The sequence below is a fragment of the Micromonospora sp. NPDC047527 genome, from assembly GCF_040643015.1.
Lineage (GTDB): Bacteria > Actinomycetota > Actinomycetes > Mycobacteriales > Micromonosporaceae > Micromonospora.
Window position 1 is genome coordinate 338,388 of the sequence record NZ_JBEYTK010000003.1, and the last position, 14,725, is coordinate 353,112.

The 14,725-nt window shown below is 69.3% G+C and carries 10 protein-coding genes; all 10 read left to right on the forward strand.

The window, feature by feature from the left end:
• Positions 1 to 531: 531 nt before the first annotated feature.
• The 10 genes from araB to chvE all read left to right on the forward strand — a co-directional run bounded on the left by araB (position 532) and on the right by chvE (position 14,648).
• A complete protein-coding gene (gene araB, locus ABZ808_RS14610; protein WP_357005657.1) occupies positions 532 to 2,238 on the forward strand; it encodes a ribulokinase in 1,707 nt (568 codons plus the stop codon).
• Entirely contained in the window at positions 2,235 to 2,927 is a 693-nt protein-coding gene (locus ABZ808_RS14615; RefSeq protein ID WP_357005660.1) for an L-ribulose-5-phosphate 4-epimerase, read from the forward strand. The genes araB and ABZ808_RS14615 overlap by 4 nt, the downstream gene beginning before the upstream one ends.
• A 136-nt stretch (positions 2,928 to 3,063) precedes the next feature.
• Positions 3,064 to 4,056 carry an ABC transporter substrate-binding protein gene (locus ABZ808_RS14620; protein WP_357006775.1) on the forward strand — a complete coding sequence of 331 codons (993 nt, stop codon included), beginning with the start codon at positions 3,064 to 3,066 and terminating at the stop codon, positions 4,054 to 4,056.
• A 192-nt stretch (positions 4,057 to 4,248) separates the two neighbouring features.
• Positions 4,249 to 5,790, forward strand: a complete 1,542-nt coding sequence (locus ABZ808_RS14625; RefSeq protein WP_357005663.1) for a sugar ABC transporter ATP-binding protein — start codon at positions 4,249 to 4,251, stop codon at positions 5,788 to 5,790.
• A complete protein-coding gene (locus tag ABZ808_RS14630; protein ID WP_357005666.1) occupies positions 5,787 to 6,857 on the forward strand; it encodes an ABC transporter permease in 1,071 nt (356 codons plus the stop codon). Before ABZ808_RS14625 ends, ABZ808_RS14630 begins: the two co-directional genes overlap by 4 nt.
• Positions 6,854 to 7,843, forward strand: a complete 990-nt coding sequence (yjfF, locus tag ABZ808_RS14635; protein WP_357005669.1) for a galactofuranose ABC transporter, permease protein YjfF — start codon at positions 6,854 to 6,856, stop codon at positions 7,841 to 7,843. The genes ABZ808_RS14630 and yjfF overlap by 4 nt, the downstream gene beginning before the upstream one ends.
• 26 nt (positions 7,844 to 7,869) lie before the next feature.
• Positions 7,870 to 9,372 (forward strand): L-arabinose isomerase, encoded by a 1,503-nt coding sequence (araA, locus tag ABZ808_RS14640; RefSeq protein WP_357005673.1) that lies wholly within the window; start codon positions 7,870 to 7,872, stop codon positions 9,370 to 9,372.
• Between the two features lie 341 nt (positions 9,373 to 9,713).
• Positions 9,714 to 11,840, forward strand: coding sequence for an RICIN domain-containing protein (locus ABZ808_RS14645; RefSeq protein WP_357005676.1), 2,127 nt, complete (start codon positions 9,714 to 9,716; stop codon positions 11,838 to 11,840).
• 412 nt (positions 11,841 to 12,252) lie between these two features.
• Positions 12,253 to 13,242 carry a LacI family DNA-binding transcriptional regulator gene (locus tag ABZ808_RS14650; protein WP_357005679.1) on the forward strand — a complete coding sequence of 330 codons (990 nt, stop codon included), beginning with the start codon at positions 12,253 to 12,255 and terminating at the stop codon, positions 13,240 to 13,242.
• A gap of 260 nt (positions 13,243 to 13,502) precedes the next feature.
• Complete coding sequence (chvE, locus tag ABZ808_RS14655; protein ID WP_357005682.1) at positions 13,503 to 14,648, forward strand: multiple monosaccharide ABC transporter substrate-binding protein; 1,146 nt, start codon at positions 13,503 to 13,505, stop codon at positions 14,646 to 14,648.
• The last annotated feature ends 77 nt before the right edge of the window (positions 14,649 to 14,725 follow it).

Genomic DNA, 14,725 nt, shown 5'->3' on the forward strand with positions numbered 1-14,725 from the left:
CGCGCTCGACGCGCGGTGACGGACAGTCCGAGTGCGAGGTGAACGACGGCCCGGCCCCGGTGGGGCCGGGCCGTCGGCGAAACGTCGAATGTTATCGATAACACCGCGTCGTCGTCGGACTCGGTGCGACGGCTGTTCGCTCACCCGCCTGCCCGAGCCTGGGCGGTGGCGCCCATCGACCGGTCCGTGGGATTCGATCACGGTGCTGAGTCGTCCGACGATGTTATCGCTGCCATCGTTGCCGGTCGGTACGCCGTGGTGCGGGCAAGCTCCACTGCGCGGTCGGGTGCGATGGCCGTCATGTCGCCGCTGCCTGCCGAGGAGGCCCGGTAGTTCGGTCGAGCCTCCCGACGACGCCTCCCGCCGGACCCTCTCGGGATGCGGTCGGAATAGTTCGTTTCACCCCGGTCTGACGATCGGCGCGCCCGAGCGGGTGCGCCTCCGCGTTCCGTTACGGAGCTGTTGCGGCCAGATGTCTTGACGAGGTTGGATGTGAGCGTTAACACTATCCCCGTCAAAGCGGAGGTGGACATGAATCGTGTGGACGGAGCTGCCGAAAGCTACGTCGTCGGCGTCGACTACGGCACGCTCTCCGGGCGGGCTCTCGTGGTCCGGGTCGGTGATGGTGCCGAGCTGGGGACCGCAGTCCACGAGTACCGCGACGGGGTGATCAGCGCTGCGCTTCCCGGCGGCCGGTCGCTCCCGCCGGACTGGGCGCTGCAGAACCCGCAGGACTACCGCGACGTGCTGCGCTACGCCGTCCCGGAGGCGGTGTCCGCCGCGGGGGTGGACCCGGCCGCGGTGATCGGCATCGGCATCGACTTCACCGCCTGCACCGTGCTGCCGACCAGCGCCGACGGCACGCCCCTCTGCGAGGACCCCGAGCTGCGCGACAGGCCACACTCCTGGGTCAAGCTGTGGAAGCACCACGCCGCGCAGCCACACGCCGACCGGATCAACGCGCTGGCCCACGAGCGGGCCGAACCATGGATCGGGCGGTACGGCGGCAAGATCTCCGCCGAGTGGCAGTTCGCCAAGGGTCTGCAGATCCTGGAGGAGGACCCCGAGGTCTACCGCCGGGCGGAACGCTTCATCGAGGCCGCCGACTGGATCGTCTGGCAGCTCTGCGGCACCGAGACCCGCAACGTCTGCACGGCCGGCTACAAGGGCATCCTCCAGGACGGCCAGTACCCCGCCGAGAGCTTCCTGACCGCGCTCAACCCCGACTTCGGCGACTTCGTGGCCAAGCTGGACGGTCCGCTGCTGCCCCTCGGCGCCCGGGCCGGCACGCTCACCGCCGACGCGGCCGCGCTGACCGGCCTGCCGGAGGGGATCGCGGTGGCCGCTGGCAACGTCGACGCGCACGTCACCGCGGCGTCGGCGCAGGCCGTGGAGCCCGGTCGGCTCGTCGCGATCATGGGCACCTCGACCTGTCACGTGGTCAACGGCGCGCAGCTCGCCGAGGTGGCCGGGATGTGCGGTGTGGTGGACGGCGGCATCAGCCCCGGCGCATGGGGTTACGAGGCCGGGCAGAGCGGTGTCGGCGACATCTTCGGCTGGTTCGTCGAGCACGCCGCCCCGGCCGGCCTCGCCTCGCACGAGCACCTCACCGAGCTGGCCGCCAGCCAACCGGTCGGCGCGCACGGCCTGATCGCGCTGGACTGGTGGAACGGCAACCGCTCGCTGCTGGTAAACCACGACCTCAGCGGGATGGTCGTCGGGATGACCCTGGCCACCCGGCCGCAGGACATCTACCGGGCGTTGCTGGAGTCCACCGCCTACGGCACCCGCATGATCATCGAGGCGTTCGTCGAGGCCGGGGTGGCGGTGAACGACCTGGTGATCGCCGGCGGTCTCACCTCCAACGAGCTGCTGATGCAGATCTACGCCGACGTGACGAGGCGGCCACTGAACATCATCGCCTCCGCGCAAGGCCCGGCACTCGGGTCGGCGATCCACGCTGCCGTCGCCGCCGGGGCGTACCCGTCGGTGCGCGAGGCATCGCAGGCGATGGGTCGGGTGCACGAGGCCGTCTACCGCCCGGATCCCGACCGGGCCCGCGCCTACGACGCCCTCTACGCCGAGTACCGGGCGCTGCACGACCACTTCGGCCGTGGCGGCAACGACGTCATGCTCCGCCTGCGGGCGATCCGCAACGCGGCGGTGGGCACCGTCGCGGCCCCGGCCGAGACCACCCTCGACAGCACGCCCGAGACCACGCTGGAGGTCGTCGCATGACCGCCGAGGTGACCCGACAGATCCACGAGCTGCGCGAGACGGTCGCCCGTCTGCACTCCGAGCTCACGCGGTACCAGTTGGTTGCCTGGACGGCCGGCAACATCTCCGCCCGCGTCCCGGGGCGCGACCTCATGGTGATCAAGCCGAGCGGGATCGGCTACGACGATCTCACGGCCGACACCATGGTGGTCTGCGACCTCGACGGCGTCCTCGTCGAGGGCGACCTCGCCCCGTCCAGCGACACCGCCGCCCACGCCTACGTCTACCGGGCCATGCCCGAGGTGGGCGGGGTGGTGCACACCCACAGCTCGTACGCCACCGCCTGGGCGGCCCGTGGCGAGGCCATCCCCTGCCACCTCACCGCGCAGGCCGACGAGTTCGGCGGGGAGATTCCGGTGGGTCCGTTCGCGCTGATCGGCGGCGACGACATCGGCAAGGGCATCGTCACCACCCTCGCCGGGCACCGCTCGCCCGCGGTGCTGATGCGCAACCACGGCGTCTTCACGATCGGCCGGGACGCCCGCGCGGCGGTCAAGGCCGCGGTCATGTGTGAGGACGTCGCGCGTACCGCGCACCTGGCCCGCGCGCTCGGTCAGCCCCTCCCGATCGCACAGGCTGACATCGATGCCCTGTATCACCGCTACCAGAACGTCTACGGTCAACAACCAGTCGCACCGGCGGGCTCCTGACCCTCCAGAGTGGAGCCGGAACCCGCCGGTCTGCACCACGACGCACCAGCACGCACCACCCGCGTAGGCCGCCTCGGCACCTCGGCGGTTGACGTGGTCAACCACCACACCCAGCCAAGGAGAACTGATGAGAAAGATGCGAACGCAGTCCGCTCCGTGGCGCGCTGTCGCGGTCCTCGCCAGCGTGCTACTCGTCGGCGGCGTGGCGGCCTGCGGCAACAGCGACACCGGCGGCGGGTCCACGGACGACGGCAAGATCACCATGGGCTTCTCCCAGGTCGGCGCGGAGAGCGGGTGGCGTACCGCGAACACCACCTCGATCAAGGACGCGGCGGCCGCCGCGGGCATCGAGCTGAAGTTCGACGACGCGCAGCAGAAGCAGGAAAACCAGATCAAGGCGATCCGCAACTACATCCAGCAGAAGGTCGACGTGATCGCCTTCTCGCCGGTGGTGGAGTCGGGTTGGGACACCGTCCTCAAGGAGGCCAAGGACGCCGGCATCCCGGTCATCCTGACCGACCGCTCGGTCGACTCGGCCGACAAGACCCTGTACAAGACGTTCCTCGGCTCGGACTTCGTCAAGGAGGGCCGGCTCGCCGGTGAGTGGCTGGTCGAGCAGAAGAAGGCCGCCTCGGGCCCGGTGAACATCGTCGAGTTGCAGGGTACGACCGGCGCCGCCCCGGCCAACGACCGCAAGAAGGGCTTCGCCGAGGCGATCGCCGCCAACCCCAACCTGAAGGTCATCGCGTCGCAGTCCGGGGACTTCACCCGGGCAGGTGGCAAGCAGGTCATGGAGCAGTTCCTCAAGGCCAACCCGAAGATCGACGTGCTGTTCGCGCACAACGACGACATGGGTCTGGGCGCGCTCGAGGCGATCACCGCGGCCGGCAAGGTGCCCGGCAAGGACATCACCATCATCACGGTCGACGCGGTGAAGGACGGCATGCAGGCTCTCGCCGACGGGAAGTTCAACTTCATCGCGGAGTGCAGCCCGCTGCTCGGCCCGCAGCTGATGGACCTGGCCAAGAAGGTCCACGCGGGCGAGGAGGTGCCGCCTCGGATCGAGACCGAGGAGACCACCTTCACGACGGAGCAGGCCAAGGAGGCCCTGCCCAACCGCAAGTACTGATCGACGCCGGGGGGTCGCCGCGCTCGCGTGGCGGCCCCGCCGCGTCGCCCCCAACCCCCAACGGACTGGGCATGGCCCGCGACAACCCCGTGACCCGCCCGCCCGAGCCACCCCGCGAGGGTGGCCCGGGCGGGATCGGCGGGAGCGTGACGGCCCTTCCGCGTCGACAACCCCCAGAAGAGGTCTGATGGGATGACGGATAGCCGTCCGGTCGTGACGATGGCCGGGATCAGCAAGTCCTTCCCCGGGGTGCGCGCACTCCACGACGTCAACTTCCGGCTCTTCCCCGGCGAGGTGCACGCCCTGATGGGCGAGAACGGCGCCGGCAAGTCCACCCTGATCAAGGTGCTGACCGGTGTCTACGACACCGACGCGGGCGCGATCACCCTCGACGGTGAGCCGGTGTCCTTCAGCGGGCCGATGCAGGCGACGGCCGCCGGGGTGAGCACCGTCTACCAGGAGGTCAACCTCTGCACCAACCTCTCGGTGGCGGAGAACATCTTCATCGGACGCGAGCCCCGGCTCCTCGGCGCCGTCCGCTGGGGTGAGGTGCGCCGCCGCGCCCGCGCGCTGCTGACCCGCCTCGACCTCGACCTCGACGTCAGCGCGCCGCTCGGCTCGTACTCCCTCGCGATCCAGCAGATGGTCGCCATCGCCCGCGCCATCGACATCAAGGCCCGGGTGCTGATCCTGGACGAGCCGACGTCCAGCCTCGACGCGGGCGAGGTGGCGCAACTGTTCCGCATCATGCGGCAACTGCGCGACGAGGGCATCGCGATCCTGTTCGTCACCCACTTCCTCGACCAGGTCTACGAGATCGCCGACCGCATCACCGTGCTGCGCAACGGCGGGCTCGTCGGCGAGTACCCGACCACCGAGCTGCCCCAGCTCAGCCTCGTCGAAAAGATGATCGGCAAGGAGCTCGACGTCCTGGAGGGCATCGAGGAGCACTCCCGACGGGACCTGGCCGCCCTGGAGGAGGGCACCCCCATGGTGGCGGTGTCGAACTTCGGCAGGGCGGGCGCGGTCGAGCCGTTCAGCCTCACCATCCACGCCGGCGAGGTGGTGGGCCTGGCCGGCCTGCTGGGCTCCGGGCGTACCGAGGTGGCGCGGTTGCTGTTCGGGGCCGACCGGGCCGACGGTGGCCAGGTCGCGGTCGACGGCACGTCGAGCAGCCTGCGTACCCCCGCACAGGCCATCGACCACGGCGTCGGCTTCTGCTCGGAGAACCGCCGCGCGGAGGGCATCGTCGCCGACCTGTCGGTCCGCGAGAACATCATCCTCGCCATGCAGGCCGCCCGGGGCTGGCTGCGGCCCATCCCGCGCCGTCGCCAGGACGAGCTGGTCGACAAGTACGTCAAGGCTCTCAACATCCGCCCGGCGGACCCGGAGGTGCCGGTCCGCAACCTCTCGGGCGGCAACCAGCAGAAAGTGCTCCTGGCCCGGTGGCTGATCACCGAGCCACGACTGTTGATCCTCGACGAGCCGACCCGGGGCATCGACATCGGCGCGAAGACCGAGATCCAGAAGCTCGTGACGCAGTTGTCCGACGGCGGCATGGCGGTGCTGTTCATCTCCGCCGAGCTGGAGGAGGTGCTGCGCCTCAGCCACAAGGTGGCCGTGATGCGGGACCGGCAGATGGTCGCGCAGCTCGCCAACGACGAGAGCCTCGACGCCGACCGCGTCATGCAGACCATCGCGAGTGGATCCCAGCGGGAGGAGGCAGACCGATGAACGACACCATGGGCCGCTACCGGGCGATGATCGGTCACCGGCTGTTCTGGCCCGCCGCCGTGCTGGTCGTCATGCTCGCCGCGAACACGATCTACCGGCCCGGGTTCCTGTCCATCGAGCTCAAGGACGGGCACCTGTACGGCACGCCGATCGACATCCTGCGACTGAGCGCACCGCTGATCCTCGTCGCGCTGGGCATGACCCTGGTCATCTCGACCGGCGGCATCGACCTGTCGGTCGGCTCGGTCTGCGCGATCAGTGGCGCGATCGCCTGCATGTACATCAGCAAGCAGCCCGACCAGAACAGCCTGACCGTGGTGCTGACCGCCCTCGCGATGGCGATGGGGGTCTCGCTGGTGCTCGGCGCCTGGAACGGGGTGCTGGTGGCGGTGATCGGTATTCAGCCGATCATCGCCACGCTGATCCTGATGGTGGCCGGTCGGGGCCTCGCCCAGCTGGTCACCGAGGGCCAGATCATCACCATCAACTCCGAGCCGTACCGGGCGATCGGCCTGGGGCACGTGCTGACGCTGCCGCTGGCCATCTTCATCGCCCTGGCGGCGGCCCTGCTCGTCGCCGCGTTTACCCGCCGCACCGCGCTCGGCATGATCATCGAGTCGGTGGGCGGCAACGCCGTGGCGAGTCGGCTCGCCGGCATCCGGTCCGGCCGGGTCATCTTCCTCGCGTACGTGCTCAGCGCGGGCTGTGCCGCGATCGCCGGCTTCATGATGACGGCCAACGTCTCCAGCGCCGACGGCAACGCCGCCGGCCTCTGGGTGGAGCTGGACGCCATTCTCGCGGTGGTCATCGGCGGCACATCCCTCGCGGGCGGCCGGTTCTTCCTCAGCGGCACGATCCTCGGCGCGCTGATCATCCAGACCCTGACCACCACGGTGTACGCCATGAACATCTCCCCGCAGACCTCGCTGCTGTTCAAGGCGGTCGTCGTCATCGCCGTCTGCCTCGTCCAGGCGCCGGCCTTCCGAGCCCGGTTCAGCCGCCGCAGAAGAAACGCGCCGCCGCCCAGCCCCATCGCCGACAAGCCGAAGGAGCAGGTGCCGGCATGACCACTGGATCGCTCACCACTGGTCGTCCCCGGTTCCGGCTGCCGAGGCGGCAGATACCGGTCCTGGCGACGCTCGCCCTCCTCCTGGTCATGTACGGCATCGGGGTGTCGCAGTACACGGCGTTCTCCAACGTGCAGGTCATCTTCAACGTCTTCATCGACAACGGCTTCCTGCTCGTCGTCGCGGTGGGGATGACGTTCGTGATCCTCACCGGCGGTATCGACCTGTCGGTCGGGTCGGTCGTCGCCATGACGGCGATGGTGTCGGCCTGGCTGCTCCAGGAGGGCCTGCCGGCTGCGCTGGTGCTCGTCATCGCCCTGCTCATCGGCCCGACGCTCGGCCTGCTGATGGGCTGCGCCATCCACTTCTTCGAGATCCAGCCGTTCATCGTGACGCTCGCCGGGATGTTCTTCGCCCGGGGCATGTGCACGTTCATCTCCGGCTCGTCCATCCCGATCACCGACGGGTTCTGGACCAGGATGTCGCAGGAGCGGATCGGCGACCCACGGGGCAACTTCGTGTCGATCAGCGTGCTGATCGCCTTCGTCGTGGTCGCCGTCGCCGCGTACACGCTGGCCTACACCCGCTTGGGGCGCAACGTGTACGCCATCGGCGGAAACCCGCAGTCGGCGCTGCTGATGGGCCTGCCGGTGGGGCGTACCCGGATCGCGGTCTACACGATCAGCGGCCTGTGCTCCGCGATCGGCGGGATCCTGCTGTCCTTCTACACGCTCTCCGGCGCGCCGCTGATCGCCGTCGGGATGGAGTTGGACGTCATCGCCGCCGTCGTGATCGGGGGCACCGTGCTCACCGGTGGCGCGGGATACGTCTTCGGCACGGTGCTCGGCGTGCTGGTCCTGGGCGTGATCCAGACCCTCATCACCTTCGACGGGAGCCTCAACTCCTGGTGGACCAAGATCGTGATTGGCGGTCTGCTCTTCGCGTTCATCCTCCTACAGCGCCTCATCGGAATCCGTTACAAGTGACCGCCCCTCTCGCGGAAGGCAACCCCATGGCACCACACACCGAACCCGAGATCTGGTTCCTCACCGGCAGCCAAGGCATGTACGGCGAGGAGACGCTCCGGCAGGTGGCCGAGCAGTCCCGCCAGATCGCGGCCGCGCTCGACGACTCGCCGCAGATTCCCGCCCGCGTGGTCTGGAAGCCCGTCCTGACCAACAGCGGCGAGATCCTGCGGGTCTGCCGGGACGCCGCCGCCCAGGGCGCCATCGGGGTCGTCGCGTGGATGCACACGTTCTCTCCGGCGAAGATGTGGATCGCCGGTCTGGACGCGCTGCAGACGCCGCTGCTGCACCTGCACACCCAGGCCAACGTCGTGTTGCCGTGGAACGACATCGACATGGACTTCATGAACCTGAACCAGGCCGCGCACGGCGACCGCGAGTTCGGGTACATCCAGACCCGGCTCGGTGTGGCCCGCAAGACCGTCGCCGGGCACGTCAGCGACCCGCGGGTGGCCGCCCGGGTCGGCGCGTGGGCCCGCGCGGCGCTCGGCTGGTCGGCGATGCGGTCGCTGCGCCTGGCCCGCTTCGGTGACAACATGCGCGACGTCGCGGTGACCGAGGGCGACAAGGTCGAGGCGGAGTTGCGCTTCGGGGTGTCGGTCAACACCTACGGCGTCAACGACCTGGTCCAGGTGGTCGGCGAGGTCACCGACGCGCAGGTGGACGACCTCGTGAAGGAGTACGAGGACACCTACCGTGTCGTTCCGGCGCTGGTCTCCGGGGGTGAGCGGCACGACTCCCTGCGGTACGCCGCCCGCCTGGAACTCGGCATGCGCGCCTTCCTTGACGCAGGCGGTTTCCGGGCCTTCACCACGAACTTCGAGGACCTCGGCGGTCTGCGTCAGCTGCCCGGCATCGCCGTGCAGCGGCTGATGGCCGACGGCTACGGCTTCGGCGGCGAGGGCGACTGGAAGACCTCCGTCCTGGTCCACACCCTCAAGTCGATGTCGGTGGGCGTGGACGGCGGCACGTCGTTCATGGAGGACTACACCTACGACCTCACCCCGGGTGAGGAGCTGGTGCTCGGCGCCCACATGCTGGAGGTCTGCCCGACCATCGCGTCCGGCGTACCCAATGTGGAGATCCACCCGCTGAGCATCGGCGGCCGGGAGGATCCGGTCCGTCTCGTCTTCGACGCCGCGCCCGGCCCGGCCGTGGTGCTGGGGCTTGCCGACATGGGGGAGCGTTTCCGGCTGGTGGCCAACACGATCGACGTCGTGACGCCGCCCCAGCCGCTGCGCCGGCTGCCGGTGGCGCGGGCCGTCTGGCGTCCGCAACCCGACCTGCCCGGCTCGGCCGAGGCGTGGATCACCGCGGGCGCTCCCCACCACACCGTGCTGTCCCAGGCCGTCGGCGTGGAGGAGTTGCACGACCTGGCCGAGATGAGCCGCACCGAACTCGTCGTCATCGACGCGGACACGAAGCCTCGCCGCTTCGCCGACGAGATCCGGTGGAACCAGGCCTACTACCGGTTGGCCCGCGGCTTCTGACCCCTCGCGCCGCGCGCCCCGGACGGGTGGCCCGCCCCTGCCTGCGACTGCCGGCCGGGGACGGGCCACCCGTTTGCGTGGGTGCCCAGCACGACCAGGAGCCGGTTGTGTTACGTCTTGACTAAGAGCGTGTTATCGCTCACAGTCTATAACCAAGATAATCAATGTCTGCGGCTGGCCCGGCCGCGATCGCGTCCACCCCCGCCTCGACGAAATGCTGTCGTGGCGGCGCGGGAGCGATGTTAGCGATCACATTGGTCGGGCCGTGGCCAGTACGGTGCCCCGCCCGGTGCCGCGGATGCCGGTCCAGGCCGCTCGGTTCGCGTCATCGAAGGAGGATCATGGTTGCCATCGGTCGGGTTCCCTGGGCTGCGCCACCAGCGCGGCGGCGTGGGTGGTTGCGGCGGCTCACCGCCGTCGCGGCGGCGGTGCTGGTGGGCGGCGCGCTGACGGCGGTGGCCGCGTCATCCGCGTCGGCGGCGACGGTGGACACCAACGCCTGGTACGTGTTGGTGAACCGCAACAGTGGCAAGGCGCTGGACGTGTACAACCAGGCGACGAACGACGGCGCGCGGATCACCCAGTGGGCGCGCAACGACGGCGCCTGGCAGCAGTGGCAGTTCGTCGACTCCGGCGGCGGCTACTACCGGCTGAAGTCGCGGCACTCGGGCAAGGTGCTCGACGTCTACAACTTCTCCACCGCGAACGGCGCGGCGGTGGTGCAGTGGGCCGACGGCAACGGGGTGAACCAGCAGTTCCGACTGGCGGACTCCGCCGGAGGCTACGTACGGCTGATCAACCGCAACAGCAACAAGGCGGTCGAGGTGCAGAACGCCTCCACCGCCGATGGCGGCAACATCGTGCAGTACGACGACTGGGGCGGCAACAACCAGCAGTGGCAGCTCGTCCAGGTCGGGGGCGGAGGCAACCCCACCACGCCGCCGCCGACGACTCCGCCGCCGACGGGCGGCACGTACACGAACCCGGCCATCTGGCAGGACTTCGCCGACGTCGACATCATCCGGGTGGACAACGCCTACTACCTGTCGGCGTCCACCATGCACTACTCGCCGGGCGCTCCCGTCCTGCGCTCGTACGACCTGGTCAACTGGGAGTTCGCCGGGCACTCGGTGCCACGCCTGGAGTTCGGGTCGAAGTACGACATGAGTGGCGGTAACGCGTACGTCGACGGGATCTGGGCGTCGACGCTGAACTACCGGCCGAGCAACCGCACCTACTACTGGGCCGGGTGCATCGACTTCGCGCAGACCCACATCTACACCGCGTCCGCCGTCGACGGCACCTGGAGCAAGCACACCACCATCCCCAACTGCTACTACGACGCCGGCATGCTGGTCGACGACAACGACACCATGTACGTGGCGTACGGCAACGGCACCATCAGCGTCGCCCAGCTGTCCGCTGACGGGAAATCCCAGGTCCGCGCCCAGCAGGTGTACCAGACACCGTCGAGCATCGGCACGCTCGAGGGTGCCCGCTTCTACAAGCGCAACGGCGCCTACTACATCTGGCTCACCCGCCCGGCCAACGGCCAGTACGTGCTGAAGTCCACCAACGGCCCGTTCGGCCCGTACGAGCAGCGGCAGGTGCTGCTCAACCTGCCAGGCCCGATCTCCGGCGGCGGCGTGCCGCACCAGGGTGGACTGGTGCAGACCCAGAACGGCGACTGGTACTATATGTCGTTCGTCGACGCGTACCCCGGTGGTCGGATGCCGGCCCTGGCGCCGATCACCTGGACCGGCGACGGTTGGCCCGTCCTGCAGACGGTCAACGGCGCCTGGGGCAGTTCGTACCCGAGGCCGAACCTGCCCGCGGCGCCCCGGGCGGTGAAGCCGCTCACCGGCACCGACACGTTCGCCGGCACCACCCTCGGCCCGCAGTGGGAGTGGAACCACAACCCGGACACCAGCAGGTATTCGGTCAACAACGGGCTACGCCTGCAGACCGCCACCGTGACCGGAGACCTGTACGCCGCGCGCAACACGCTGACGCACCGCATCCAGGGCCCCACCTCCACCGCCACCATCGAGCTGGACTACTCCACGATGCGCGACGGTGATCGCACGGGCCTGGCGGTGCTGCGGAACTCGTCGGCCTGGATCGGTGTCCGGCGGGACAACGGCTCCACCCGTCTGGTCATGCAGAACGGCCTCACGATGGACGGCAACTGGAACACCACCAGCACCGGCAGCGAGGTGGCGAGCACCGCCGTCTCCGGTGGCCGGATCTGGTTGCGCGCCAACGCCGACATCAGACCGGGGTCCGGCCGGCAGGCCCGTTTCTCCTACAGCACGGACGGGGTCACCTTCACCTCGTTCGGCAACGCCCTGACCCTCGCCAACAACTGGCAGTTCTTCATGGGCTACCGGTTCGCCATCTTCAACCACGCCACCCAGGCGCTCGGGGGTGCGGTCACGGTGCGCCGGTTCGATCTGACGACTCCGTGACACCTGTCACAGAGTTGTCGGCTTGAGCGGTGGCGCGGACGACGGGTCCGAATCTCGGATGGGGAAGCCCGCGCCACTGTTCACGCCCGTCGCCGCCCTGCTCCGCGCCCGTTCCGGGAGCGTGGAGCAGGGCGGCGTCGCTGTCCCGGTCCGGACCGTTCGGCGGTGTGGGTGTGGGTGGCGGCAGGGCCGGGCCGCCGACCTGCCACCCGTCGTGTCGTTCCCCCGTAGCCGTGCCCTTTCCGGGCCGCTGGCTGGCGTAGACTGTCGGCGATCCAGCGCTGGTCACCTGGGATTCAGCACCGGCGTGGTGACTGAGCGAGGGGGATCGGGCCGGGCCGCTCCAGTCGACGTCGACGGGCTGCGGGCCGGATGAGGCGGGGGGAGTGAAATGGCCGTCCACGGTCCCGCGATGACTGATGTCGCTCGTCTCGCCGGTGTCTCCCACCAGACGGTGTCGCGGGTGCTCAACGGGCACCCCAACGTTCGTGAGCAGACCCGGTTGCGGGTGCGGGCCGCGATCGCCGAGCTGGGCTACCGCCCGAACGGCGCGGCGCGCGCCCTTGTGACCGGCCGATCGCAGGTGATCGGCGTGGTCGCACAGAACACCACCCTCTACGGCCCCGCCTCGCTGCTGGCCGCGCTGGAGCAGACCGCCGCGGAAGAGGGCTTCGCGGTCAGCGTGGGCAGCGTGCGCGACCTCGACCACCGGTCGATCTCGGCCGCGGTGGAGCGGCACCTGGCGCACCGGGTCGCCGGCATCGTCGTCATCGCGCCGGTCGAGTCGGCCGGCGAGGCGTTGGAACGGCTGCCCAAGGACGTCCCGCTGGTCACCGTCGACGGCGATCCGCATCGGCCGATGCCGCTGGTGACGGTCGATCAGGTGGCTGGCGCCCGGGCCGCGACCCAGCACCTCCTCGACGCCGGACACCGCACCGTCTGGCACGTGTCGGGGCCGTCCGACTGGTTCGACGGCGCCGGTCGCATCGAGGGCTGGCGGGAGGCTCTGCTGGCCGCCGGGGTGAGCCCGCCGCCGCTGATGCCGGGGGACTGGTCGGCGGCATCGGGTTACCGGTGCGGGCAGATGCTGGCGCGGATGCCGGAGGTCACCGCCATCTTCACGGCCAACGACCATCTCGCGCTGGGCGTGCTGCGGGCGTTGCACGAGTTCGGCCGGCGGGTGCCGGCCGAGATCAGCGTGGTGGGCTTCGACGACGTGCCGGAGGCCGCGTACTTCATTCCGCCGCTGACCACCGTCCGGCCCGATTTCGACGCGGTGGCGCGGGCGAGTCTGCAGATGCTGTTGACCCAGATCGAGTCGGGCAGCGGCGGGGCGCTGCGGCAGACCATCGCCCCGACCCTGGTCGCCCGCGACAGCGTCGCCCCACCGCCTTCCCGCTGACGATCGGGTCGCGCTGACAGCCGACCACGATCACTGTCGGTAGTGGCCGCCGTCCTGCCATGGAGCGCACGCGTGGACGCCGTCGATCCACTGTGGATGGTGATATCCCAGGCCGCGCGGCTGGGCAGCCTCTCGTTACGAGACCGTGACACCGGTATTTCAGATCAAGTGTTGACGTGCCTTATGTGAGCGCTAACACTACCCCAAAGTGACACGTGCGCCCGCGGCGGTCGGCGGGGAAATCCGGAGAGGAGAGGCCCGTGAGCAGGAAATTCCTGGTTGCTCTGGGTAGCGCGATGCTGGCGCTGAGTTTGACGGCATGCAGTGGTGGGGGTGCCGGCAGCGGCGGAGACACCAGTGACAAGAAGCCCGGTGACCTGACCATCGGCGTTTCGATGCCGACCCAGACCTCCGAGCGGTGGATCGCCGACGGCAATGCCGTGAAGCAGAAGCTGGAGGCCAAGGGCTACAAGGTCGACCTCCAGTACGCGGGCGACGACATCCCCACCCAGTCGCAGCAGGTCGACCAGATGATCACCCAGGGCGCGGACGTCCTGGTCATCGCGGCGATCGACGGAACAGCGCTCAGCGGCCAGCTACAGGCCGCCGCCGACGCGAAGATCCCGGTCATCTCGTACGACCGGCTCATCCGCGGCAGCAAGAACGTCGACTTCTACGTGAGCTTCGACAACTACAAGGTCGGCGTCGCCCAGGCCACCGGGCTGCTCGTCGGTCTCGGCCTGCAGAACCAGGACGGCTCGAAGGGCACGGCGACTGGCCCGTTCAACATCGAACTGTTCGCGGGTTCGCTCGACGACAACAACACCCAGTACTTCTTCGGCGGGGCCATGGACACGCTGAAGCCGTTCATCGACGCCGGTACGCTGAAGGTGAAGTCGCGCCAGACCACCATCGAGCAGGTGGCGATCCTGCGGTGGCAGCAGGAGACCGCGCAGAAGCGGATGGAGGACCTGCTCACCTCCAGCTACAACGACGGCTCGCGGGTCGACGGCGTGCTGTCGCCGTACGACGGCATCTCCCGGGGCATCATCACCGCCCTGCAGAACGCCGGCTACAGCGGTACCGGCGCGAAGAAGCTCCCGGCGGTGACCGGCCAGGACGCGGAGATCGCCTCGATCAAGCTGATCAACGACGGCGTGCAGACCTGCACCGTCTTCAAGGACACCCGTCTGCTGGCCGACCAGGCCGTCAACGCCGCCGAGGCCTTCCTGCAGGACAAGCAGCCGCAGGCCAACGACACCCAGACGTACAACAACGGTGTCAAGGTCGTCCCGGCGTACCTGCTGCCGTTCGTGACGGTCTACAAGGACAACATCAAGACCGCGCTGATCGACTCCGGGTACTGGACGGCGGAAGAGGTCGCCGCCGGTCAGGCCAAGAAGTAAGCCGTCGGTCGGGCTCGGCGGTCACCCCGCCGAGCCCGACGTCGTGGCGGACCACGTCCGGACCTGACAGAGGACAG

What these genes read in the sequence shown, in the direction of transcription:
- araB (WP_357005657.1), top strand. Translation starts at nt 532, where the DNA reads ATGAATCGTGTGGACGGAGCTGCCGAAAGCTACGTCGTCGGCGTCGAC.
- ABZ808_RS14615 (WP_357005660.1), top strand. Translation starts at nt 2,235, where the DNA reads ATGACCGCCGAGGTGACCCGACAGATCCACGAGCTGCGCGAGACGGTC.
- ABZ808_RS14620 (WP_357006775.1), top strand. Translation starts at nt 3,064, where the DNA reads ATGCGAACGCAGTCCGCTCCGTGGCGCGCTGTCGCGGTCCTCGCCAGC.
- ABZ808_RS14625 (WP_357005663.1), top strand. Translation starts at nt 4,249, where the DNA reads ATGACGGATAGCCGTCCGGTCGTGACGATGGCCGGGATCAGCAAGTCC.
- ABZ808_RS14630 (WP_357005666.1), top strand. Translation starts at nt 5,787, where the DNA reads ATGAACGACACCATGGGCCGCTACCGGGCGATGATCGGTCACCGGCTG.
- yjfF (WP_357005669.1), top strand. Translation starts at nt 6,854, where the DNA reads ATGACCACTGGATCGCTCACCACTGGTCGTCCCCGGTTCCGGCTGCCG.
- araA (WP_357005673.1), top strand. Translation starts at nt 7,870, where the DNA reads ATGGCACCACACACCGAACCCGAGATCTGGTTCCTCACCGGCAGCCAA.
- ABZ808_RS14645 (WP_357005676.1), top strand. Translation starts at nt 9,714, where the DNA reads ATGGTTGCCATCGGTCGGGTTCCCTGGGCTGCGCCACCAGCGCGGCGG.
- ABZ808_RS14650 (WP_357005679.1), top strand. Translation starts at nt 12,253, where the DNA reads ATGACTGATGTCGCTCGTCTCGCCGGTGTCTCCCACCAGACGGTGTCG.